Source organism: Streptomyces sp. NBC_00691 (assembly GCF_036226665.1).
Lineage (GTDB): Bacteria > Actinomycetota > Actinomycetes > Streptomycetales > Streptomycetaceae > Streptomyces.
In genome coordinates this window covers 2,342,770-2,364,440 of sequence record NZ_CP109007.1, presented here as the reverse complement: position 1 = coordinate 2,364,440, position 21,671 = coordinate 2,342,770, and the positions used below count along the sequence as shown (strand labels likewise).

The 21,671-nt window shown below is 70.6% G+C and carries 19 protein-coding genes and 1 riboswitch; of the genes, 13 read left to right on the top strand and 6 right to left on the bottom strand.

Going from position 1 to position 21,671, the window contains the following annotated elements; genetic code table 11:
* Position 1: 1 nt before the first annotated feature.
* Complete coding sequence (locus OG392_RS10630; protein WP_073916676.1) at positions 2 to 403, bottom strand: hypothetical protein; 402 nt, start codon at positions 401 to 403, stop codon at positions 2 to 4.
* 202 nt (positions 404 to 605) lie between these two features.
* Here OG392_RS10630 and ctaE point away from each other — a divergent pair, with 202 nt between their 5' ends.
* From ctaE to OG392_RS10600, 6 genes are all read left to right on the top strand, one after another.
* The gene (gene ctaE / locus OG392_RS10625) at positions 606 to 1,226 is read left to right on the top strand and encodes an aa3-type cytochrome oxidase subunit III (RefSeq protein WP_189830686.1); all 621 of its coding nucleotides are present in this window, start codon (positions 606 to 608) and stop codon (positions 1,224 to 1,226) included.
* A gap of 75 nt (positions 1,227 to 1,301) precedes the next feature.
* The gene (gene qcrC, locus OG392_RS10620; protein WP_329277941.1) at positions 1,302 to 2,111 is read left to right on the top strand and encodes a cytochrome bc1 complex diheme cytochrome c subunit; all 810 of its coding nucleotides are present in this window, start codon (positions 1,302 to 1,304) and stop codon (positions 2,109 to 2,111) included.
* On the top strand, positions 2,108 to 3,160 hold the full coding sequence (gene qcrA, locus OG392_RS10615; RefSeq protein ID WP_329277938.1) for a cytochrome bc1 complex Rieske iron-sulfur subunit: 1,053 nt from the start codon (positions 2,108 to 2,110) through the stop codon (positions 3,158 to 3,160). The genes qcrC and qcrA overlap by 4 nt, the downstream gene beginning before the upstream one ends.
* Positions 3,157 to 4,779, top strand: a complete 1,623-nt coding sequence (qcrB, locus tag OG392_RS10610) for a cytochrome bc1 complex cytochrome b subunit (RefSeq protein WP_329277936.1) — start codon at positions 3,157 to 3,159, stop codon at positions 4,777 to 4,779. Before qcrA ends, qcrB begins: the two co-directional genes overlap by 4 nt.
* A 132-nt stretch (positions 4,780 to 4,911) precedes the next feature.
* Positions 4,912 to 5,976, top strand: a complete 1,065-nt coding sequence (trpD, locus tag OG392_RS10605) for an anthranilate phosphoribosyltransferase (RefSeq protein ID WP_329277934.1) — start codon at positions 4,912 to 4,914, stop codon at positions 5,974 to 5,976.
* An 87-nt stretch (positions 5,977 to 6,063) separates the two neighbouring features.
* Positions 6,064 to 6,180, top strand: a riboswitch (SAM riboswitch).
* Positions 6,181 to 6,433: 253 nt separating this feature from the next.
* Positions 6,434 to 7,855: an aminotransferase class V-fold PLP-dependent enzyme gene (locus tag OG392_RS10600; RefSeq protein WP_329277932.1), complete on the top strand. Its 1,422-nt coding sequence runs from the start codon at positions 6,434 to 6,436 to the stop codon at positions 7,853 to 7,855.
* Between the two features lie 70 nt (positions 7,856 to 7,925).
* On the opposite strand, the gene OG392_RS10595 is transcribed toward OG392_RS10600, so the two are convergent.
* Together OG392_RS10595 and OG392_RS10590 are read right to left on the bottom strand one after the other, a co-directional pair.
* Positions 7,926 to 8,207 carry an Lrp/AsnC family transcriptional regulator gene (locus tag OG392_RS10595; protein ID WP_015033007.1) on the bottom strand — a complete coding sequence of 94 codons (282 nt, stop codon included), beginning with the start codon at positions 8,205 to 8,207 and terminating at the stop codon, positions 7,926 to 7,928.
* On the bottom strand, positions 8,204 to 8,947 hold the full coding sequence (locus OG392_RS10590) for a rhomboid family intramembrane serine protease (RefSeq protein WP_329277929.1): 744 nt from the start codon (positions 8,945 to 8,947) through the stop codon (positions 8,204 to 8,206). Before OG392_RS10590 ends, OG392_RS10595 begins: the two co-directional genes overlap by 4 nt.
* 157 nt (positions 8,948 to 9,104) lie before the next feature.
* Here OG392_RS10590 and OG392_RS10585 point away from each other — a divergent pair, with 157 nt between their 5' ends.
* The 5 genes from OG392_RS10585 (at position 9,105) to OG392_RS10565 (ending at position 14,584) form a co-directional block, all read left to right on the top strand.
* Positions 9,105 to 9,347 (top strand): hypothetical protein, encoded by a 243-nt coding sequence (locus OG392_RS10585; protein ID WP_030314394.1) that lies wholly within the window; start codon positions 9,105 to 9,107, stop codon positions 9,345 to 9,347.
* A 33-nt stretch (positions 9,348 to 9,380) separates the two neighbouring features.
* Positions 9,381 to 10,745 carry an NYN domain-containing protein gene (locus tag OG392_RS10580; RefSeq protein ID WP_329277927.1) on the top strand — a complete coding sequence of 455 codons (1,365 nt, stop codon included), beginning with the start codon at positions 9,381 to 9,383 and terminating at the stop codon, positions 10,743 to 10,745.
* 267 nt (positions 10,746 to 11,012) lie between these two features.
* Positions 11,013 to 12,062, top strand: coding sequence for a C40 family peptidase (locus OG392_RS10575; RefSeq protein ID WP_329277925.1), 1,050 nt, complete (start codon positions 11,013 to 11,015; stop codon positions 12,060 to 12,062).
* Between the two features lie 199 nt (positions 12,063 to 12,261).
* Complete coding sequence (locus OG392_RS10570; RefSeq protein WP_329277923.1) at positions 12,262 to 13,272, top strand: C40 family peptidase; 1,011 nt, start codon at positions 12,262 to 12,264, stop codon at positions 13,270 to 13,272.
* 82 nt (positions 13,273 to 13,354) lie between these two features.
* Positions 13,355 to 14,584, top strand: a complete 1,230-nt coding sequence (locus OG392_RS10565; RefSeq protein WP_329277921.1) for a hypothetical protein — start codon at positions 13,355 to 13,357, stop codon at positions 14,582 to 14,584.
* A 102-nt stretch (positions 14,585 to 14,686) separates the two neighbouring features.
* Here OG392_RS10565 and OG392_RS10560 read toward each other — a convergent pair whose 3' ends face one another.
* Together OG392_RS10560 and OG392_RS10555 are read right to left on the bottom strand one after the other, a co-directional pair.
* Entirely contained in the window at positions 14,687 to 16,036 is a 1,350-nt protein-coding gene (locus OG392_RS10560) for a DUF2079 domain-containing protein (protein ID WP_329277919.1), read from the bottom strand.
* Positions 16,037 to 16,232: 196 nt separating this feature from the next.
* Positions 16,233 to 17,498: a glycosyltransferase family 87 protein gene (locus OG392_RS10555; protein ID WP_329277917.1), complete on the bottom strand. Its 1,266-nt coding sequence runs from the start codon at positions 17,496 to 17,498 to the stop codon at positions 16,233 to 16,235.
* Positions 17,499 to 17,586: 88 nt separating this feature from the next.
* On the opposite strand from OG392_RS10555, the gene OG392_RS10550 reads away from it, so the two are divergent.
* On the top strand, positions 17,587 to 18,729 hold the full coding sequence (locus OG392_RS10550) for a glycosyltransferase family 4 protein (RefSeq protein WP_329277916.1): 1,143 nt from the start codon (positions 17,587 to 17,589) through the stop codon (positions 18,727 to 18,729).
* Positions 18,730 to 18,811: 82 nt separating this feature from the next.
* Here the strand turns inward: OG392_RS10550 and OG392_RS10545 are convergent, their stop codons facing one another.
* Positions 18,812 to 20,608 carry an AMP-dependent synthetase/ligase gene (locus OG392_RS10545; protein ID WP_329277914.1) on the bottom strand — a complete coding sequence of 599 codons (1,797 nt, stop codon included), beginning with the start codon at positions 20,606 to 20,608 and terminating at the stop codon, positions 18,812 to 18,814.
* Positions 20,609 to 20,864: 256 nt separating this feature from the next.
* Between OG392_RS10545 and OG392_RS10540 the strand changes: the two genes are divergently transcribed.
* Complete coding sequence (locus tag OG392_RS10540; RefSeq protein ID WP_329277912.1) at positions 20,865 to 21,632, top strand: metallophosphoesterase family protein; 768 nt, start codon at positions 20,865 to 20,867, stop codon at positions 21,630 to 21,632.
* Positions 21,633 to 21,671 lie beyond the last annotated feature (39 nt).

Sequence of the window (21,671 nt, the reverse complement as noted above, 5' to 3'; positions counted from 1 at the left end):
CTCACGCGTCGATCGACAGGCGCGAGCGGATCAGGGAGGCCAGGGACGCCGCGAACTCGACCGGTTCCACCGGAAGGGTGACCGCGGCGTCCGCGCGGCTCCAGGTGGCCAGCCAGGCGTCCTGAGGCCGCCCGATGAGCAGCAGCACCGGCGGGCAGTGGAAGATCTCGTCCTTGATCTGCCTGCAGACGCCCATCCCGCCCGCGGGCACCGCCTCGCCGTCCAGGACGCAGACGTCGATGCCGCCCTCGTCCAGGCGCTTCAGCACCGCCGGCAGGGTCGCGCACTCCACGAACTCGACCGGGGGAACGTCCGACGCGGGCCTGCGCCCCGCCGCCAGCCGTACCTGCTCGCGGGTGTTCGCGTCGTCGCTGTAGACCAGGACCGTGGCACTCGACTGCATCGTTCCTCCGGCTGGGAAGGCGGGTGGGTCGTCGTCGACCGATGCGCGGATGCTACTCCGGTCCACACCCCGTCAACACCCGTTCAACACCTGTTCGAAGGGTGCCGGGGAGCCCTCGCACTGGGCCGTTCGGGCTGGACACACCCCTCTGACACTCCGAACGGCACCCCCCGGAGTGAGGGCGGGATAAGCGACCGACATAATGTCGGTCGTGGCGACAGTAACGACAGTAGAAACAGGGCACGCGCACCCGTCGGTCAATCGACCGAACCTCACCAGCGTCGGAACCATCATCTGGTTGAGCTCCGAGCTGATGTTCTTCGCGGCCCTCTTCGCGATGTACTTCACCCTGCGATCCGTGATGGGGGCCGAGTTCTGGGCGGAAAAGGCAGATGCCTTGAACTTCCCGTTCTCGGCTACCAACACCACGATCCTGGTGCTCTCCTCACTCACCTGCCAGCTCGGCGTCTTCGCCGCTGAGCGGGGCGACGTGAAGAAGCTCAGGTCGTGGTTCATCATCACGTTCGTGATGGGTTCGATCTTCATCGGCGGACAGGTCTTCGAGTACACGGAGCTGGTGAAGCACGAGGGCCTCTCGCTCTCGTCGGACCCGTACGGCTCCGTGTTCTACCTGACCACCGGCTTCCACGGCCTGCACGTGACGGGCGGTCTCATCGCCTTCCTGCTGGTCCTCGGCCGGACGTACGCCGCCAAGAGGTTCACTCACGAGCAGGCAACCGCCGCCATCGTCGTGTCCTACTACTGGCACTTCGTCGATGTCGTCTGGATCGGCCTCTTCGCCACGATCTACATGATCAAGTAGTCGGCACCGCCGCACACGGCGGACCGAGACATCCAGCAAGCATCGACGCAGAAGATCCTGACACCGGGGTAATCCGTGAAAAAGCTCTCCGCACGACGACGCCATCCGCTGGCGGCGGTCGTCGTCCTACTTCTCGCGCTGGCGGCCACTGGGGGGCTGTACGCCGCGTTCGCGCCCGCGGGCACGGCGAAGGCCGATGAAACCGCCCAGTCCCTCGCCATCGAGGAGGGGAAGAAGCTCTACTCCGTCGGCTGCGCCAGCTGCCACGGAACCGGCGGTCAGGGCACCACTGACGGCCCCTCCCTCGTCGGCGTCGGTTCGGCCGCCGTCGACTTCCAGGTCGGCACGGGTCGCATGCCGGCCCAGCAGCCGGGCGCCCAGGTCCCGAAGAAGAAGACCATCTACTCGCAGGCTGAGATCGATCAGCTCGCGGCGTACGTCGCTTCTCTCGGCGCCGGTCCGATCACGCCGACCGAGAGCCAGTACAGCCCTGACGGTGCCGACATCGCCAAGGGTGGCGAGCTGTTCCGCACCAACTGTGCCCAGTGCCACAACTTCACCGGTGAGGGCGGCGCGCTGACCTACGGCAAGTACGCCCCGAACCTCGAAGGCGTGAGCCCGAAGCACCTCTACGAGGCCATGCAGACCGGCCCGCAGAACATGCCCTCCTTCCCGGACACGACGATGCCCGAGAAGGAGAAGAAGGACATCATCGCGTACGTCCAGGCCGTCAACGGCGACAAGGCCGACAGCCCGGGCGGTCTCTCGCTCGGTGGCCTCGGCCCCGTCTCCGAGGGCCTGTTCGCCTGGGTCTTCGGCCTGGGTGCGCTGATCGCAGTTGCCATCTGGGTCGCGGCCCACACCGCTAAGGCCAAGAAGTCATGAGTAGCCAAGAGATTCCAGAAGAGAACCTGCCGGCAGGGCAGGACACCGCGCACGGCGCGGTGAAGGTCGCCGACGACCCGTTCGCCGACCCGGGCCTCCCGCCCCACAAGCCCCGCATCCAGGACATCGACGAGCGGGCCGCGCGTCGGTCCGAGCGCGCGGTGGCGTTCATGTTCACGCTGTCGATGCTGGCCACGATCGGCTTCATCGCCTCGTACGTGATCTTCCCGGTCGACAAGATCGTGTACATCTGGCCCTTCGGCCGGGTGTCCGCGCTCAACTTCGCCCTGGGCTGGACCCTGGGTCTCGCGCTCTTCTTCATCGGAGCGGGCGCGGTCCACTGGGCCCGCACCCTGATGTCCGACGTCGAGATCGCGGACGAGCGTCACCCGATCGCGGCCGACGCCGAGACCAAGGCGAAGGTCATGTCGGACTTCGCGGCCGGTGCCGCCGAGTCGGGCATGGGCCGCCGCAAGCTCATCCGCAACACGATGTTCGGTGCGCTGTCGCTCGTTCCGCTTTCCGGCATCGTGCTGCTGCGTGACATGGGCCCGCTGCCCGAGAAGAAGCTCCGGTCCACGATGTGGGCCAAGGGTCTTCAGCTCATCAACATGAACACGCACGAGCCGCTGCGTCCCGAGGACGTCGCGGTCGGTTCGCTGACCTTCGCGATGCCCGAGGGCCTCTCGGAGCACGACCACCACTTCCAGACCGAGATCGCCAAGGCCGCCCTGATGATCGTCCGGATCCAGCCGGAGGACATCAAGGACAAGCGCGAGCTCGAGTGGTCGCACGAGGGCATCGTCGCCTTCTCGAAGATCTGCACCCACGTGGGCTGCCCGATCTCCCTGTACGAGCAGCAGACGCACCACGTCCTCTGCCCGTGCCACCAGTCCACCTTCGACCTCTCCGACGGCGCCCGCGTCATCTTCGGCCCGGCCGGTCACGCCCTCCCGCAGCTGCGGATCGGCGTGAACGACAAGGGCTTCCTGGAGGCGCTCGGCGACTTCGACGAGCCCGTCGGTCCGTCCTTCTGGGAGCGCGGATGAGCACCGTGACCGATACGAAGAAGGCCCCCGCCGGTGAGCGGGTCGCCGACTGGGCCGATGGACGCCTGGGCATCTACACGCTGGCCAAGTCCAACATGCGGAAGATCTTCCCGGACCACTGGTCCTTCATGCTGGGCGAGATCTGCCTCTACAGCTTCCTCATCATCATCCTGACGGGCGTCTATCTGACGATGTTCTTCCACCCGTCGATGAACGAGGTGGAGTACGTCGGACCGTACGTCCCGCTCCAGGGGCAGCTGATGTCCGAGGCGTTCAACTCGACGATGCACATCTCGTTCGAGGTCCGCGGTGGTCTGCTCATCCGGCAGATCCACCACTGGGCGGCGCTGATCTTCCTGGCCGGCATGTTCGTGCACATGATGCGCGTGTTCTTCACGGGCGCGTTCCGCAAGCCGCGTGAGATCAACTGGCTGTTCGGCTTCCTGCTGTTCTTCCTGGGCATGTTCACCGGCTTCACCGGTTACTCGCTCCCGGACGACCTGCTCTCCGGCACCGGTGTCCGCTTCATGCAGGGCGCGATCCTGTCCGTCCCGGTCATCGGCACCTACCTGTCGATGTTCCTGTTCGGCGGGGAGTTCCCCGGCGGCGACTTCGTGGCCCGGTTCTACTCGGCCCACGTCCTGCTGCTGCCCGGCATCATGCTCGGCCTCGTGGTGGCCCACCTCATCCTGGTGTTCTTCCACAAGCACACGCAGTTCGCCGGCCCCGGCCGTACGAACAAGAACGTCGTGGGCATGCCGTTGCTGCCGGTCTACATGGCCAAGGCCGGAGGCTTCTTCTTCCTGGTCTTCGGTGTCATCGCCATCGTCGCGGCGATCGCCTCGATCAACCCGATCTGGGCCATCGGCCCGTACCGCCCGGACCAGGTGTCCACCGGCGCCCAGCCCGACTGGTACATGGGCTTCGCCGAGGGTCTGATCCGTGTCATGCCGGGCTGGGAGATCAACCTCTGGGGCCACACGCTGGTTCTCGGCGTGATGATCCCGCTGGCGATCTTCCCGGCGGTCCTCGCGGCGATCGCGGTCTACCCGTTCATCGAGTCGTGGATCACCGGCGACAAGCGCGAGCACCACATCGCGCAGCGCCCGCGCAACGCTCCGACGCGCACCGGCTTCGGTGTCGCCTGGATCACCGCGTACATGATCATGCTCGTGGGTGGTGGAAACGACCTCTGGGCGACCCACTTCCACCTGTCGCTCAACTCGATCACCTGGTTCGTGCGGATCTTCTTCTTCGTCGGCCCGGTCATCGCGTTCGTCGTCACCAAGCGGATCTGCCTCGGCCTCCAGCGCCGCGACAAGGACAAGGTGCTGCACGGCCGCGAGTCCGGCATCATCAAGCGCCTGCCGCACGGTGAGTTCGTCGAGATCCACGAGCCGCTCAGCCAGGGCGAGCTGCACCGCCTCACCGCGCACGAGCAGTACGACGCCGCGGCGCTGCCGCCGGCCGTCGACGAGAACGGTGTGGAGCGCAAGGTCGGCCGCATCGAGAAGCTCCGGGTCAAGCTCAACAAGGGCTACTACGGCGACGACAGCCAGATCGCCAAGCCCACGGTCGAGGAGTACAAGGAGATCCAGAGCGGCCACGGCCACCACTGATCGCCTGAACTCCTGACTTTCGACAAGTCGCCACGGTGAGAGCCCCGTCCATTCGATGGACGGGGCTCTTTGCCGTCCCCGGGGGTCGATAGGGTGGAGTCCTAGCCGTCACGTGACCGACCAGGAGCTGCCATGAGCGCTGCGACCCCCGCTGGAGGACCTACGTCGGCGGGCCGCTCCTGGCCCGTCGTCCTGGACGGTCTGCTGTCCGGCCGCGACCAGAGCGCGGAGGACACCGCCTGGGCCATGGACCGGATCCTGCGCGGCGAGGCCACCGACGCCCAGATCGCCGGCTTCGTCGTGGCCCTGCGGGCCAAGGGCGAGACCGTGGAGGAGATCACCGGCCTCGTCCGCACCATGTACGAGCACGCGAACACGATCGAGGTGCCCGGCGCCACCGTCGACATCGTCGGCACCGGCGGCGACGGCGCCAAGACCGTCAACATCTCCACGATGTCGGCGATCGTCGTGGCCGGCACCGGAGCCAAGGTCGTCAAGCACGGCAACCGGGCCGCCTCCTCCGCCTCCGGCGCCTCCGACGTCCTGGAGAAGCTCGGCGTCAACCTGGACCTGACCCCGAAGCGGGTCGTCGAGGTCGCCGAGGAGGCCGGGATCACCTTCTGCTTCGCCGTGAAGTTCCACCCGGCGCTGCGCCATGTGGCGATGGCCCGCAAGGAGCTGGGCATCCGGACCGTCTTCAACTTCCTCGGTCCGCTCACCAACCCGGCCCGCGTCCGGTCCCAGGCGACCGGTGTCGCCGACGCCCGGGTCGCTCCCATCGTCGCCGGGGTGCTCGCCGAGCGCGGTTCCTCCGCGCTCGTCTTCCGCGGTGACGACGGCCTCGACGAGCTGACCACCACCGCCACCTCGCGGGTCTGGGTGGTCCGCGACGGCGCGGTGCGGGAGGAGGCCTTCGACCCCCGGGACGTCGGCATCGACCTCGTGCCCGTGGAGGCGCTGCGGGGCGCCGACGCCTCGTACAACGCCGACGTGGCCCGCCGGCTGCTCGCGGGGGAGACCGGTCCGGTACGGGACGCGGTGCTGCTCAACTCGGCGGCGGCGCTGACCGCGCTCACACCGGGGGACAGCACCCTGGTGGAGCAGATCCGCGCCGGCATCGAGAAGGCCGCGGAGTCGATCGACTCCGGCGAGGCCCGCCGGGCCCTGGAGCGCTGGGTGGCCGCCAGCAACGCCTGACCCCCGCACCTCGTACGCCCACGACCCCGGTCCAGTATGCGGACCGGGGTCTTGCGCTTCGGCGATCATGTGGCAGGATGCTCTACAGGTCACGAGTGACAGCGTTTTGGCCCCGGCTTGCTGTCCGGCAACCCTCCGTCCGTGGCGGGGTGCCCCGGGTGATGACCAGGCCGTAGGCAGCGAGGTCTACGGCAAGCGCGGACCCCTCGAACACCAGGGGTCCTGGTCTCTCGAGGAGCGTTTTCCGTGAGCAAGCGAATGCGATAGGGCGAGTACGCCCCTTCTTCACCCTCGGATCACCGGATCAGGGTCACTTCCGCGTACCCCGTGTACCCCTGAGTGCCCCTGCACCCTCTGCGCACCCGTGTCTTCCGAGGCATCACCCCGTACCCCGGCGCGTCCGGCCGTGTGCGGGTTCACCGAAGCCATTCCGCACCGCCCGCCGGGAGATACCGCCATGTCCGCACGCCCTGACGCCGCCGTCGCCACCGTCGAGACCGCCGCCGTCCCCCTCGCCGAGACCGCCGCCGAATCGGCCGACCCCTGCTGCGCCGCCCCGCTCCCCGTGCTCGGCCGGGACGTCACCGTCCCGCTCGTCACCGGCGGCGAGGTGACCTACGCGGCGCTCGACTACGCGGCCAGCGCACCGGCCCTCCAGCGGGTCTGGGACGACGTCGCTGCGTACGCCCCCTACTACGGCAGCGTCCACCGCGGCGCCGGGTACCTCTCCCAGCTCTCCACCGACCTCTTCGAGAACAGCCGCGTCACCGTCGCCGAGTTCCTCGACTGCCGCCCCGACGACCAGGTCGTCTTCACCCGCTCCACCACCGACTCGCTCAACCTGCTCGCCGCCACGCTGCCGGCCGACTGCCAGGTCTTCGTCTTCGAGACCGAGCACCACGCCTCGCTGCTGCCCTGGCGCGACGCCCGCGTGACCTACCTCAATGCGCCGCGCACCCCGGAGCAGGCCGTCGCCACCCTGGAGCGGGCCCTCGCCGACCGCGCCCCCTACGGCCCCGCCCTGGTCTGCGTCACCGGCGCCTCCAACGTCACCGGTGAGCTGTGGCCGGTGAGGGAACTCGCCGCCGCCGCGCACGCGCACGGCGCCCGGATCGTGCTCGACGCCGCCCAGCTCGCGCCCCACCACCCGGTCTCCGTCCAGGAACTCGACGTGGACTGGATCGCCTTCTCCGGGCACAAGCTGTACGCGCCCTTCGGCTCCGGCGTCCTCGCGGGCCGCGCCGACTGGCTGCGGGACTCCGAGCCCTACCTCGCGGGCGGCGGCGCCTCCCGCAAGGTGGCCCGTCGGGCCGACGGTGGTGTGGACGTGGAGTGGCACACCACCGCGGCCCGGCACGAGGCCGGTTCGCCGAACGTCATCGGCGTCTACTCCATCGCCTCCGCCTGCAAGGCGCTCACCGAGGCCGGCTTCGACTCGCTCGTCGAGCGCGAGCGGCACCTCATCGCCACGGTCCGGGCGGGACTCGCCGAGGTTCCCGAGGTCAAGGTGCTCTCGCTGTTCGGCGACGACGCGCCCCGCGTCGGCGTCATCTCCTTCGTCGTGGACGGCTGGAACAGCTCCCACTTCGCCGCCGCGCTCTCCGCCGAGTACGGCATCGGCGTCCGGGACGGTCTCTTCTGCGCCCACCCGCTGGTCCGTACCCTGCTCGGCAGCGACCCGCAGGACCCCGGCGAGTGCGGCGCCCCCGAGGCGGCCCCGGGGGAGCGGTCGCTCAACGCCATCCGGGTGAGCTTCGGCGCCGGCACGCCGGACGAGCACGTGGAGCGGTTCGTCGGCGCCGTGAAGGAGCTCGTCCGCGACGGCGCGCAGTGGAAGTACCGTACCGAGGACGGCCGCTGCGTCCCGGACCGCGGCTGATCACTCACTCGTACGGGTGAAGGGGGCCTCCCGTTCGGGAGGCCCCCTTCACCCGTGCCGTGAACGAGGTTCAGGACTCCAGGCCGATGGCGAAGGCCGCCTCCAGATCGTGCTGGGAGTACGTACGGAAGGCGACATGCGTGTCCGTGGCCTCGACGCCCGGGATCTTGCTGATGCTGCCGGGGATGACGTCCGCCAGGTCGTCGTGGCGGGGCACGCGGACCATGGCGATGAGGTCGTAGGTGCCGGTCACCGAGAAGACCTCGCTGACGCTGTCGAGCCCGGCGATCGACTCGGCGATCTCGGGGATGCGGTCCACGCTGGTCTTGATGAGCACGATCGCGGTGATCACGGCTGGCTTTCTCCCTCGGTCGCCGCGGCTTGGGCTTTCACTCTATCCCCACCCCGGTAGCGCCCCCAGGCGTAGAGGAAGCCGACGGAGAAGCCCACCACATGGGCCAGATAGGCGACGCCGGGACCGGCGCCCGCCGCCTGCGCGGCCAGCCACTGGAGCGCGAACCAGAAGATCAGCACGATCCAGGCCGGAAAGCGCAGCGGCAGGAAGAAGAGGAACGGGAAGAGACTGGTGACCCGGGAGCGCGGGAAGAGGAAGAGAAAGGCCCCGAGCACACCGGAGATCGCCCCGGACGCCCCGACCAGGGTCTGCTCGCTGTTCGCGTGCGCCACCGCGTAGCCGAGCAGCGCGAGGTAGCCCGTGCCCAGGTAGAAGAGGGCGAACTCGACGGGACCCATGCGCTCCTCGGCCATCGCCCCGAAGACGTACAGGAACAGCATGTTTCCCAGCAGGTGGAGCCAGCTGCCGTGGACGAAGAGCGCGGTGAGCGGGGTGAGCAGGGCTCCGGGCTCGCCGCTCATCAGCTCGGCGGGGACGACACCCCAGCGCCGGAAGTACGCGCCCTGGGCCGCGAGGAGCTCGTCCCCCGTCCCGTACACCGGGTTGAGCCCGGAGACCGGGCCGATCACGAAGAGCACGCAGCAGGCGGCGATCAGTCCGTACGTCACGGTGGGGCCACCGCGGGTGCCGCGCCGGGACCCCAGGACAGCACGGACCGCACCTCGCCAGTCGATCATGGACAGATCATGGCGTACCGGGGTCGAACTGGACAGAGTGCCTCGCCGTGCCCCCGCGTACCGGCGAGGCCGTAGGGTAACGGGCAGTACGACCGCAGTTCGACGGCGCACCGCGGCTCCCGCACCTGGTACCAGCAACAGGAAGAAGGACGGCACGATGACGACGGTTCCCCTGCCGACCGCCGACACCCGGTGGCGCTGCACGCTCTGCGGCAACCTGACCCGCTTCGACGTGACGCGCTCCTCCAAGGTCGTGGAGTACGTCCATCTGGACCTCGCGGGAGACCCGACGGTCGAGGAGCGGCAGGTGGTCAGTGAGACCATCGAGTCGGTCCGCTGCCGCTGGTGCAACGCGGTGGATCAGATCGAACTGGTGGACAGGCCGGGCGCCGCCTCCTGAGGGACGGCGCGGACGACATAGGGGTGACGGATCGTGGAGCAGCCCGCGCACGGTGGAGAGCCGGCCGGCGCGGCAGGTGACGCTGCCGAGACGCTCGACCACCCACTGCCGGAAGGCGTACGGCGGCGGGTGGTCGCGCTGGTCGCCGACGCCTTCGGCGGGCTGACCGTCGCGGAGCTGCCCGCACCCCTGAGGCAGTACGCCCGGTTCACCGCGAGCCGGCGCGCCAAGTTCGCCGGGAACGCCATGGCGGCGGCCCTGGAGAGCGACCCGCTGTTCCGGCAGCGGATCGGCGAGCGTTTCAAGCAGGGCCAGCCCGAGCTGGCCGGAGCCGTCGAGACCGGCACCCCGCCCGCCGCGGCCGACCCCGTCGACGTGGCGGCCGCGGCCTATGTGCTGCGTCCGCCGGGCTGGGTCAAGCTGGTGGCCGCCGCGGGCGAGGAGGCCCAGCGCGTCGACGCCGAGCGGGCCGACGAGGCGGGCCGGCGTGAACTGGAGCGGCTGCGCGAGGAACTCGTCGCCGCCCGGGACCGCTCGCGCGGTGAGACGGAGCAGTTGCGCCACGATCTGGAGGCGGCCCGGAAGGAAACGGAATCGCTTCACCGCAAGCTGCGCAGCGCCCAGAGCGACGTGAAGCGCGGCGAGGCCGCGCTGCGCCGGGTCCAGGGCGAGATCGACGCCGCGAAGGCGGAGGCGGCCGCCCAGGTGTCGTCCGCCGAGAGCGAGAGCAGACGGCTCAAGGCCCGGCTCGGCGAGGTCGAGGCCGCTCTGGAGGCGAGCCGCAGGACCGCCCGCGAGGGGCGCTCGGTGGAGGACATGCGGCTGCGGCTGCTGCTCGACACCGTGCTCGACGCCGCCCAGGGGCTGCGCCGCGAACTCGCGCTGCCCCCCGTGTCGGTGCACCCGGCGGACACCGTGGACGCGGTGGAGCCGGGGCGGATGTCGCCGAAGGACATCGCCGCCCGGGCGCTCTCCGAGACCGACCCGGCGCTGCTCGACCAGCTCCTCGCGCTGCCGCAGGCCCATCTGGTCGTCGACGGCTACAACGTCACCAAGACCGGCTATCCCACGATGCCGTTGGAGAAGCAGAGGCTGCGGCTCCTCGGCAGCCTGTCGGCCCTCGCGGCCCGTTCGGGCGCGGAGGTCACCTGTGTCTTCGACGGGGCGGAGCTGGCGGCCCCGGTGCTCCTCGCGCCGCCGCGCGGGGTGCGGGTGCTGTTCTCCAAGCCCGGTGTGACCGCCGACGAGTTGATCCGTCAGCTGGTGCGGGCCGAGCCGCCGGGCCGGCCGGTCGTGGTGGTCTCCACGGACCGCGAGGTGGCCGACGGAGTGGCGAAGGCAGGAGCGCGCCCCGTGGCGTCCGCCTTGTTGCTGAAGCGGCTTTCGCGGCTCTCCTGAGGCATCGGTACACATCGCAACTCTTGTGTCGTATGCCCGAATTCTGGAGGGCGGACCGTCAAGTGCCCATCACTGCCTGTGCGGTCTGTGTAAATTAAGTGGTCCGTGAGCGATATTTTTGCCAGTGGGATTTGAACTGATCACAAGTTGGTCACTAGGGTCGGGGCTCGAACCTTCGCGCGGTTGATCACCCATCCGGGGTGGCGGCGGAGGAACCGCCTGCCCCTTACCGGTTGGGCGGCTCTGAGGAAGAAGGAGCTCGCCTTCGTGGCGTCCCACCGTCGACCCAAGCAGCCGAGCCGCATGCGCGTGACCGTACTCACCGCGACCGCGGCCGCCGCCGTAGCGCTCACCGCCCAGACGGGCGCCCAGGCGGCCCCCGCCAAGCCCAAGATCGACGAGGTCAAGTCGAAGGTCGACAAGCTGCACCACGAGGCCGAGGAGGCCACGGAGCAGTACAACCTCGCCGAGGAGCGCCGCGGCAAGCTGCAGCAGGAGATCGGCAACCTCCAGGACAAGGTGGCTCGCGGCCAGCAGGAGCTCAACACCCTGCGCGACCAGATCGGTTCGGTCGCCAGCGCCCAGTACCGCTCGGGCGGCATCGACCCGGCCCTCCAGCTCTTCCTCTCCGCCGACCCGGACACCTACCTCGACAAGGCGTCCGCGATCGACCAGCTGAGCGCCCAGCAGGCCGACGTCCTCACCTCGATCCAGGCCAAGCAGCGCAGCCTCGCGCAGCAGCGCGCCGAGGCCACCACGAAGCTCGGCGACCTCGAGGACGTCCGCAAGACGCTCGGCGAGAAGAAGAAGATGTACCAGGGCAAGCTGGCCGACGCCCGCAAGCTGCTCAACACGCTGACCCAGGCCGAGCGCGCCAAGATGGAGCAGGAGGAGCGCGCGAAGGAGCAGCGCGCGAGCCGCGACGCCGGCGAGCGCATCGACCTCGGCAACGAGGCCGCCGCGTCCGGCTTCGGTGCCGCCGCGCTCAGCGCCGCCGCCACCCGCATCGGCATGCCGTACCAGTCCGGTCACGAGGGCCCCTCGTCGTTCGACTGCTCCGGTCTGACCCAGTGGGCCTACGGCCAGGCCGGCGTCGACCTCAGCCGCGTCACGTACACCCAGCAGAACGACGGCACGAAGATCGGCCGCAGCCAGCTCAAGCCGGGCGACCTGGTCTTCTTCAACAACCTGTCGCACGTGGGTCTCTACGCGGGCAACAACACGATCCTCCACGCACCCAAGCCGGGCGCCAACGTCCGCTACGAGTCCATGAGCTACATGGGCACGTTCCAGTTCGGTGTCCGCATCGGCGGCTGACCCGCCCGACGCGACCCGCGCAGCCGTACCGCCCAATCGGGTGGTTCGCAGCGACGCGAGCTGACCTGACGCCCCGCCGGTGACCTGTGATCTCCGGCGGGGCGTCACTTTGTGTGCCCGGCGCCTTCGTTGGACGCGGACTGATCAACGGCTACTGTCTGCCGCGCCAGTCAGCGTCGAGCCGAACGGAGCGCGATCCGTGGCGTCCCACCGCCGACCCGCCAGGGTCACCGTCCTCACCGCCGCCGCGGCCACCGCCGCCGCGACCCTCGGGGCCGTCCCCGCGAGCGCCGAGCCCGGTGCCGGGTCCGAGGCCACCCGTGCCACGGTGGACCGCCTCTTCGAGGAGGCCGAGAAGGCCACCGAGGGCTACAACCGGGCGGACGAGAAGGCGGACGCGCTGCGCCGGACGGTCTCCCAGGCCCAGGACAGCCTCGCCAGGGGCCAGGAGCGCATCAACCACATGCGGGGCGCGCTCGGTTCGGTCGCCGGCGCCCAGTACCGCTCCGGCGGCATCGACCCCGCCCTCGCCCTGCTGCTCTCCTCCGACCCGGACACCTACCTCGACCGGGCCTCCGCGCTCGACCGGATCACCGCCCGCCAGGGGGTCGCTCTCGGCGAACTCCGGCGGGAGCAGCGCCGGCTGGGCCAGAAGCGGTCCGAGGCCCGGACCGCCCTGGTCGAGCTGGAGCGCAGCCGGGCCGAGGTCGCCCGCCACAAGCGCGTCGTCGAGGGCAAGCTCGCCGAGGCCCGCCGGGTCCTGGCCACCCTCACCGTCGAGGAGCGCGCCGACTTCGACCGGGCCTCGCGCTCCGGCGGCCGCGCGGAGGAGCTGCCTCCGATGCCCGAGGCCGCCCCCGGCTCCTCACGGGCTGCCGCCGCGGTGATCGCCGCCCGCAGCGCGGTCGGGAAGCCGTACGTGTGGGGGGCGACCGGCCCCTCCGCCTTCGACTGCTCGGGCCTGATGGTCTGGTCGTACGGGAGGGCCGGGATCAGCCTGCCGCGGACCTCCTCCGCGCAGCGGTACGCGGGCCGGCAGGTGCCGCTCTCGCAGGCGCAGCCCGGTGACCTCGTCACGTACCGCGGCGACGCCAGCCATGTGGGGATCTACGCCGGAAACGGCCAGGTCATCCATGCCCCGTATCCGGGCGCGCGGGTCCGCTACGACCCGGTGAACATGATGTCGCACGTGACGGTGACCCGGGTCTGAGCCCGCCCGCGGCAGAGCCCCGCACCGGGGTCAGGACCGTACCGGACGCGGTTCCCGCCGATCGGACCGTACGATCGGAGGCGTGGCGGGTCAGGGGTGTGGAGCGCGGAGGCCGGCTACGGCCTGCCTGGCGGTCCTGCTGCTCCTGCTCGCGGGGCTCGTCGGCTGCGGTGGGCGCGCCGACCGACCCGCCGACACGGCCGCCCGGGAGATACAGGCGCTCCTCGACCGGCACGCCAGGGCGCTCCTCGACCGCGACCAGCCCGGCTACCTCGCCGCGGTCGATCCCTCGTACGCCCCGGCCGCCCTCACCGTCTTCCGGCGGCTCGCAACGGTTCCCGTCGATGGCTGGAGCTACCGGCTCAACGGGGTCGACCGCACGGCCGCCGACCGCGTCACCGTCCGCGCCGACCTCGGCCACCGGCTGGCGGGCCACGACCGCCGGCCCGTCACCGGCGCCCGGGTCCTCGATCTGACGGAGCGGGACGGGCGCTGGTACGTGACCGGTGACCGCCCGGCGCCGGGGGCGCCCCGGCAGCTCTGGGAGCAGGGCGACGTGGCGACCGTCCGGGGCGCCCGCTCGCTCGTCCTCGGCGTCGGACAGAAGCCCGAGCGGCTGCGGGAGATCGCCGCGGCGGCGGACCGGGCCGTTCCCGTCGTCTCCGCCGCGTGGCCCGTCGAGTGGGCCCGTGACGTGGTGGTCCTCGTCCCCGGGTCGCTGGCGGGGATGGGCGAGCTCCTCGGGGCGCCGGGGACCTCCTACCGGGGCATCGCCGCCGTCACCACGGGGGAGACGCGGGCCGGCGCGGACGCCCCCGCGGACCGGGTGATCGTGAACCCGGAGGCGTACGGGGTTCTCGGCGAGTTCGGCCGGCAGCTCGTCCTCACCCACGAGACCGTCCATGTCGCCACCCGCGCCGCCACCACCCCGTCGACCCCGGTCTGGCTCTCCGAGGGATTCGCCGACCGGGTCGCCTACCGGGACACCGACCGCACCGCCGCCCAGGCCGCCCCCGAGCTGCGCCGCGCGGTCCGCGCGGGCCGGTTGCCCGCCCGGCTCCCGGAGGATCCCGACTTCGCCTTCGGCGCGGACGCGGAGGCGCTGGCCAGGGCGTACGAGGGCGGCTGGCTTGCCTGTGAGCTGATCGCGGACCGCTGGGGCGAGACCAGGCTGACCGACTTCTATCGCGCGGTGGGCGCGCACCCGGGCCGGGAGGGCGCCGTGGAGACGGCCCTCCACGAGGTGCTCGACACCACCCCCGAGGAGTTCACCGCCGACTGGCGGGAGTACCTGGGGAGACGGCTGGCATAGGCCGGGCCCGCGGCAGTCCGTACCGCGCCCGGATCTCACGCTCGCGGGCGTCCTCGTCCGGCTGCCGCTCACCCACCCGGCACCCGCCGTCCCGGGGGAGGCCTACCGGGAACTCCGCGCGTCGTCCGCACGCCTGAGCAGGGTGATGCCGTCCCGCGTCTCGACGACCCGGTATCCGGGGACCTCCGGGTCGGCGGCTTCCAGCGCCTTGCCGGTCGCGCACTCCGGGTCGGAGGTGTCGGCGGCGTCGTAGATCATCCACTCGGGGCGCTCCTTCGGAGGGAAGGAGCGGGGGAACAGACATACCTCGCTGACGGCGGCCCGGTCGGCGAGCTGGGCGGCCAGGCGGTTCGACGCGGCCACGGTGGCGCCGTCGGGGATCTTCCCGAGCAGCGCGTCCGACGTCCTGACGTAGGCGGAGTCGCTCCAGGTCCGTGGCAGCACGACCTCGTGCAGAGGGTGGGTGAAGAGGGTGACGCTCGTGGCCACCGCGCCGATGACGCAGGCGGGCACGACCCGCCGCGGGGTCACGCCGTTCGCGACCGCGTGAACGGCGGCCGCGAAGGCGATGGGCATGAGGACCGCGCTGTAGTGGAACTCCATCCCCCAGTAGAAGGGGTTCGATCCCGTGAAGCGCCAGGCCAGCGTCGGCAGCGCGACGAGCAGGATCGGAGACCGGAGGGCCAGGAAGCCGGTCGGCGCGACGATCATGAAGAGCGTCAGCCACTTGACCGGAGGCCACAGGGCTCCGGCGGCCTGCGCCAGCATGCCGACCTCTTCGGCGGTCTCGGGCGGCAGATAGGCGAACTGCCCGAGGGGGTTGAAGTGTGGAAGGACGACGAGCATCTGCAGCGCCGTCGCGCCGGCCCCGAAGGCGGCGACGGCGAGCCCCGTCACCCGCGGCCCCTTCCAGGCCACATAGGCCCCGATCGCGGCGACCGTGAGCCCCAGGTCCTCCTTGACCAGCACCAGCGGCAGGGCCCAGAGAGCGGCCGCGCGCCAGTTCTTCCGACCGGCGGCGCAGAGGGAGAGGGACAGGAGCGGCACCGCGAAGGAGACTTCGTGGAAGTCGAAATAGATGAGTGCGGCGATTCCCCACGAGGCGCCGTAGGAAATTCCGACCCAATAGGCGAATTTCTGTCCCCTCGCTTTGTGTGCCCACTTCATCAGGGGAATTATGGAGAACGCCACCAGAGCTGCCTGGCAGACCAGCAGCGTATAGCTCGAAGGGAATACCTTGTAGACGGGTGCGAGGAGCGCGAGTATCGGGTGGAAATGGTCCCCGAGTGTGTTGTACGCGGGCCCCTTGAGATTCGAGTAGGGGGCCGAGAACTCGGAGTAGGATCTGACGATCTGGGTGAAGATGCCCAGGTCGTACCCTGTCGTGAGGTTCGCTGCGTGACGTCGCGTCGACAGCAGGAGATACAGCAGGAAGAAACCGCCGGAAACCATGAGGAGTGACTTCCCGGATATACCTGCCGGGGCTTTCGGCGCATCCTCTGCGGTGGTCGCCCCGCCGCCCGTCCCGTGCCGCTGAAGCGTGTCGACCGAGAGAATCGAGTTGTTCATGTCAGCAGAAGAACCTAACGGGAAGGCAAAGGTGCCCCAGGGTAGCACCAGTGCGTATCGGTGTTCGGGCCACTCCTGATCAGGCCGAACCGGCCAGGGCCTTTTCGCGCTCGGGCCGACGCGTCTGCCCGGGGATGCGCACGACGCCGGCCTCGGTCACCGTGTGCCGCCACAGGGCGCGGCAGGCGGAGAGGGCGGCGACCACCAGGAGGCCGTTGCGCAGGAACAGCACCCCGATGCCCAGCGGATCGCTCTGCGTCACATGGAAGAACCAGACGGGGAACTCGAACTGCGTCACGGCCGTCGCCCACAGCACCAGATGGGCGGGCCGCCGCATGCTGCTCGAACGGTAGGCGAGACAGACCGCGGCGAGGCCGAACAGCCAGATCATGTACTGCGGTGAGATCACCCGGCTCGTCACGGTGAAGAGCAGTACGGCGACGAAGGCCGCGTCCGCCGTCGTCGACGAGGAGAACCGGCGCGCCTTGAACCGCCACCATGCCAGCCATCCGAACGCGAGGAACGTCAGCACCATCGCACCGGACGACACCCACGAGACGTAGGGGCCGAGGAACTCCATCGAGCCGTAGTTCATCCGGGCCTCGCCCTCCCAGCCGAAGTGCCGGGCCACGTGGAACACCATCGCCCCCATCGACTCGACCTCCGTGCCCCGCTCGCTCTGGTACGAGAGGAAAGCCAGCGACCCCGGCATCCAGGCCGCGCACAGCAGCAGCACCGCGGCCGCCGCCCCCGCCGCCACCGGCCAGGAACGCCAGGTCGCCCCGCCCTTCCGGGTGCCCACGAGCAGCAGCGCCGGCCACACCTTGAGGACGGCGCCGAAACCGGCGAGCACACCGAGGACGCGCGGATCGCGGCCGACGGCCAGCAGGGCGGCCACGGCGACGGCGGTCACCATGACGTCGTAACGGGCGTACGCGGTCGGACCGAGCAGGGGCACCGCCGCCAGCCAGAGCCAGGCACCCCGCGTCGACCGGCCGGCGCGGCGGCCGGTGTAGAGGAGGAGGCCCATGACGAAGGCGTCACAGAGGAACGCCAGGACGAAGAAGGCCGCCGCGTAGCCGAGGAAGGGCAGCAGCACGGGAGAGAGGATCGCGAGGGCGGCAGCCGGCGGGTACTGCCAGGTCACGTCGGACCGGGGGTACTCACCGGTCCGCAGGACGTCGTACCAGCCCTGGTATATCTGCTCGACCTCGAGCGTCGCGTCCGGACCGGGGACCACCACGACCTTGAACACACACAACAGGAGGATGATCCGGGTCAGGCCCCAGAGGCCGATCGGGAGGCGGAGACGCGTGCGTGATCCGATGCCCACTGCGCCCGTCATACCTGTCCTGTTCCTTGTCCTGTCGGCCCGCTGCCGCGGGGGATGGTGGTGCTGGGCGGTGGGTGCGCGCGCGGTACTGTCGGCCACGATGCACAAGACCCTGATCGTAACCAACGACTTCCCGCCGCGTCCGGGCGGAATCCAGGCCTTCCTGCACAACATGGCCCTCCGCCTGGATCCCGAGCAGATCGTGGTGTACGCCTCCACCTGGAAGCGCAGCCGCGAAGGGATCGAGGCGACGGCCGCGTTCGACGCCGAACAGCCTTTCACGGTCGTCCGGGATCGCACCACCATGCTGTTGCCCACACCTCGGGTCACGGCCCGTGCCACCGCGCTGCTGCGCGAGCACGGCTGCGAGTCCGTGTGGTTCGGCGCGGCCGCGCCCCTCGGCCTGATGGCCCCCGCGCTGCGCGGGGCCGGCGCGCGGCGACTCGTCGCCACCACGCACGGGCACGAGGCCGGCTGGGCCCAGCTGCCCGGCTCCCGGCGACTGCTCCGGCGGATCGGCGAGGGCACGGACACGATCACCTACCTCGGCGAGTACACCCGCTCCCGGATCGCGGCCGCCCTCACGCCCGCCGCCGCGGACCGCATGAGGCAGCTGCCGCCGGGCGTCGACGAGAAGACCTTCCACCCCGACTCGGGCGGCGCCGAGGTCCGCGCCCGTCTCGGGCTGACCGACCGCCCCGTCGTCGTCTGCGTCTCCCGGCTCGTCCCGCGCAAGGGCCAGGACACCCTGATCAGGGCCATGCCGCAGATCCTGCGCCGCGTGCCGGACGCGGTCCTCCTGATCGTCGGTGGCGGCCCGTACGAGAAGGATCTGCGCCGGCTCGCCGCCGAGACCGGGGTGGACGGGTCCGTACGCTTCACCGGCGCCGTCCCCTGGTCGGAGCTGCCCGCCCACTACGGGGCCGGCGACGTCTTCGCCATGCCCTGCCGCACCCGGCGCGGCGGCCTCGACGTCGAGGGCCTCGGCATCGTCTACCTGGAGGCCTCCGCGACCGGCCTCCCCGTCGTCGCGGGAGACTCGGGCGGCGCCCCCGACGCGGTCCTCGACGGCGAGACCGGCTGGGTCGTCCGCGGCGAGTCCGCCGAGGACGCCGCCGACCGCGTCAGCACCCTCCTCCTCGACCCCGAGCTCCGTGCCCGCATGGGCGAGCGGGGCCGTGCCTGGGTCGAGGAGAAGTGGCGCTGGGACCTCCTCGCGGAGCGCCTCAAGGAGCTGCTGTAGCGAGCGCGGTGCGGAAAGGGAACGGCCGGAGGCCCGGGGCGACACCGCCCCGGGCCTCCGGCCGTACGCACGCCGGACCGGATCAGGCCCGGTAGATCGCCTCGATCTCGTCCGCGAAGTCCTTCGCCACCACGTTCCGCTTCAGCTTCAGGGACGGGGTGATGTGGCCCGCCTCCTCCGTGAACTGCGCCGGGAGGATGCGGAACTTGCGCACCGACTCCGCCTTGGAGACCGCCGCGTTGCCGTCGTCGATCGCGCGCTGGACCTCCGCCATCAGGTCCGTGTCGTCGCGGAGGGTGGCCGCCGTCGAGCCCGCCGGCTTGCCGTTCTCCGAGGCCCAGCGGCCCAGGAACTCCTCGTCGATCGTGACCAGCGCGCCCACGAACGGGCGCCCGTCGCCGACCACCATGCACTCCGCGACCAGCGCGTGCGCCCGGATCCGGTCCTCGATGACCGCCGGGGCGACGTTCTTGCCGCCCGCCGTCACCAGGATCTCCTTCTTCCGGCCGGTGATCGCGAGGTAACCGTCCTCGTCGAGGGTGCCGATGTCGCCCGTGTGGAACCAGCCGTCCGCCAGCGCCTCGGCCGTCGCCGTCGGGTTGTTCCAGTACTCCGTGAAGATGTGCTCGCCGTGCAGCAGCACCTCGCCGTCGTCGGCGATCCGCACCACCGACCCGGGCAGCGGCTGACCGACCGTGCCGATCTTCTGCCGGTCCCAGGGGTTGAACGCGGTCGCCGCGCACGACTCCGTCAGGCCGTAGCCCTCCAGGACCGTGAAGCCGATGCCCCGGAAGAAGTGGCCCAGCCGCTCGCCCAGCGGCGCGCCGCCCGAGATCGCGTACTCGCCACGGCCGCCGAGCACCGCCCGCAGCTTGCTGAAGACCAGCCTGTCGAAGATCTTGTGCTTCAGCCTGAGTCCGAAGGACGGGCCCTGCGGGGTGCTGAGCGCCCTGCTGTACGCGATGGCCGTGTGCGCGGCCTTGTCGAAGATCTTGCCCTTGCCGTCGGCCTGCGCCTTGGCCCGTGCCGAGTTGTAGACCTTCTCGAAGACCCGGGGCACGCCCAGGATCAGCGTCGGCCGGAACGAGGCCAGCTCGTCCGTGAGGTTCTTGATGTCGGGGACGCAGCCGAGACGGATCGGCGCCATCACGGAGGCGACCTCGACGAGTCGTCCGAAGACGTGCGCGGCCGGCAGGAACAGCAGCACCGAGCACTCGCCCGTGCGGAAGAGCGGCTTCAGCCGCGCCACCACGTTGCCGCACTCGGCGAAGAAGGCCCGGTGGGTCAGGACACAGCCCTTGGGGCGGCCCGTGGTGCCCGAGGTGTAGACGATCGTCGCCGGGTCGTCCGCGTTCGCCGCCGACATGCGCGCGTCGAGCAGCTCGTCGGAGACGTCCGCGCCGGCGGTGGTGAGGCCCGCGACCGCGTCGTCCTCGATCTGCCAGACGCCCTTCAGCTCCGGCAGGTCAGCCCGTACGGACTCCACCGACTCCTGGTGCGCGCCGCTCTCGACGAGCACCAGCTTCGCGCCCGAGTCGCCGAGGATCCACTGGATCTGCTCCGGCGAGCTGGTCTCGTACACGGGGACGGTCACGCCGCCCGCGCTCCAGATCGCGAAGTCGAGGAGCACCCACTCGTAGCGCGTGCGGGAGAGCAGCGCGACCCGGTCGCCCGGCTCGACACCGGCCGCGATCAGGCCCTTGGCGGCCCCGCGGACCTCCGCGAGGAACTGCGTCGCGGTCACATCCGTCCACACGCCGTCGACCTTGCGGCCCATGACGGCGACGTCTGGGTGCTGGGAGGCGTTGCGGCGGATGAGATCCGTCAGGTTGCCGTCCGCGGGGACCTCGTACAGGGCCGGAAGGCTGAACTCGCGCAAGACTGCTGCTCCTCATCGGGCGCCGGCGCCACGGCTCTGTGTGATGCACCGGTGAAGTCCAAGAACTGGCGGGTGCTCCGTGGGGGAGAGCACGACTGGACTGCCCGGACGTTACCCATCAGTACACGGTTCCGGATAGGGGGTTCCGGCCAGATGTTCCGTGCGTCACACATGTGTGGCGGTGCTCTCCGCACAGTAATCCACAGGATTCCCGACTCGGAAGTAACCGCAGGTGACACCCCCTAAGGTGGGGCCCATGCGAGTCCATGTGGTCAGTGACGTGCACGGCAACGCCGGAGACCTCGCCAGGGCGGGGGACGGGGCCGACGCCCTGATATGCCTGGGGGACCTGGTCCTCTTCCTCGACTACGCCGACCACAGCCGCGGGATCTTCCCCGACCTCTTCGGCGTCGAGAACGCCGACCGGCTGGTCGAGCTGCGCACCGCCCGCCGCTTCGACGAGGCCCGTGACCTGGGGCGCCGTCTCTGGGCCGAGCTCGACGTCGACCGCGAGACCGCGATCGAGGGCGCGGTCCGCCGCCAGTACGCCGAACTCTTCGCCGCCTTCCCGACCCCCACGTACGCCACCTACGGCAACGTCGACATCCCCCGCTTCTGGCCCGAGTTCGCCCAGCCGGGGACGACCGTCCTCGACGGCGAGCGGGTCGAGGTCGGCGGTCTCGTCTTCGGCTTCGTCGGCGGCGGTCTGCGCACCCCGATGCGCACGCCGTACGAGATCTCCGACGAGGAGTACGCGGCGAAGGTCGAGGCGCTCGGCGACGTCGACGTCCTCTGCTCCCACATCCCGCCCGACGTGCCGGACCTGACGTACGACACCGTCGCCCGCCGCTTCGAGCGCGGCAGCCGGGCCCTGCTCGACGCCATCCGGCGCACCCGGCCCCGCTACGCCCTCTTCGGCCACGTCCACCAGCCGCTCGTCCGGCGGATGCGGATCGCGTCGACCGAGTGCGTGAACGTCGGCCACTTCGCCTCGACGGGCAGGCCCTTCGCCCTGGAGTGGTGACGGGCGCCGCGTCGCAGCGCGATAGCCTGCCGTCGGCAC

Coding starts and splice junctions, on each gene's coding strand:
- OG392_RS10630 (WP_073916676.1), bottom strand. CDS start 403: ATGCAGTCGAGTGCCACGGTCCTGGTCTACAGCGACGACGCGAACACC.
- ctaE (WP_189830686.1), top strand. CDS start 606: ATGTCGGTCGTGGCGACAGTAACGACAGTAGAAACAGGGCACGCGCAC.
- qcrA (WP_329277938.1), top strand. CDS start 2,108: ATGAGTAGCCAAGAGATTCCAGAAGAGAACCTGCCGGCAGGGCAGGAC.
- qcrB (WP_329277936.1), top strand. CDS start 3,157: ATGAGCACCGTGACCGATACGAAGAAGGCCCCCGCCGGTGAGCGGGTC.
- trpD (WP_329277934.1), top strand. CDS start 4,912: ATGAGCGCTGCGACCCCCGCTGGAGGACCTACGTCGGCGGGCCGCTCC.
- OG392_RS10600 (WP_329277932.1), top strand. CDS start 6,434: ATGTCCGCACGCCCTGACGCCGCCGTCGCCACCGTCGAGACCGCCGCC.
- OG392_RS10590 (WP_329277929.1), bottom strand. CDS start 8,947: ATGATCGACTGGCGAGGTGCGGTCCGTGCTGTCCTGGGGTCCCGGCGC.
- OG392_RS10585 (WP_030314394.1), top strand. CDS start 9,105: ATGACGACGGTTCCCCTGCCGACCGCCGACACCCGGTGGCGCTGCACG.
- OG392_RS10560 (WP_329277919.1), bottom strand. CDS start 16,036: ATGGTTTCCGGCGGTTTCTTCCTGCTGTATCTCCTGCTGTCGACGCGA.
- OG392_RS10555 (WP_329277917.1), bottom strand. CDS start 17,498: ATGACGGGCGCAGTGGGCATCGGATCACGCACGCGTCTCCGCCTCCCG.
- OG392_RS10550 (WP_329277916.1), top strand. CDS start 17,587: ATGCACAAGACCCTGATCGTAACCAACGACTTCCCGCCGCGTCCGGGC.
- OG392_RS10540 (WP_329277912.1), top strand. CDS start 20,865: ATGCGAGTCCATGTGGTCAGTGACGTGCACGGCAACGCCGGAGACCTC.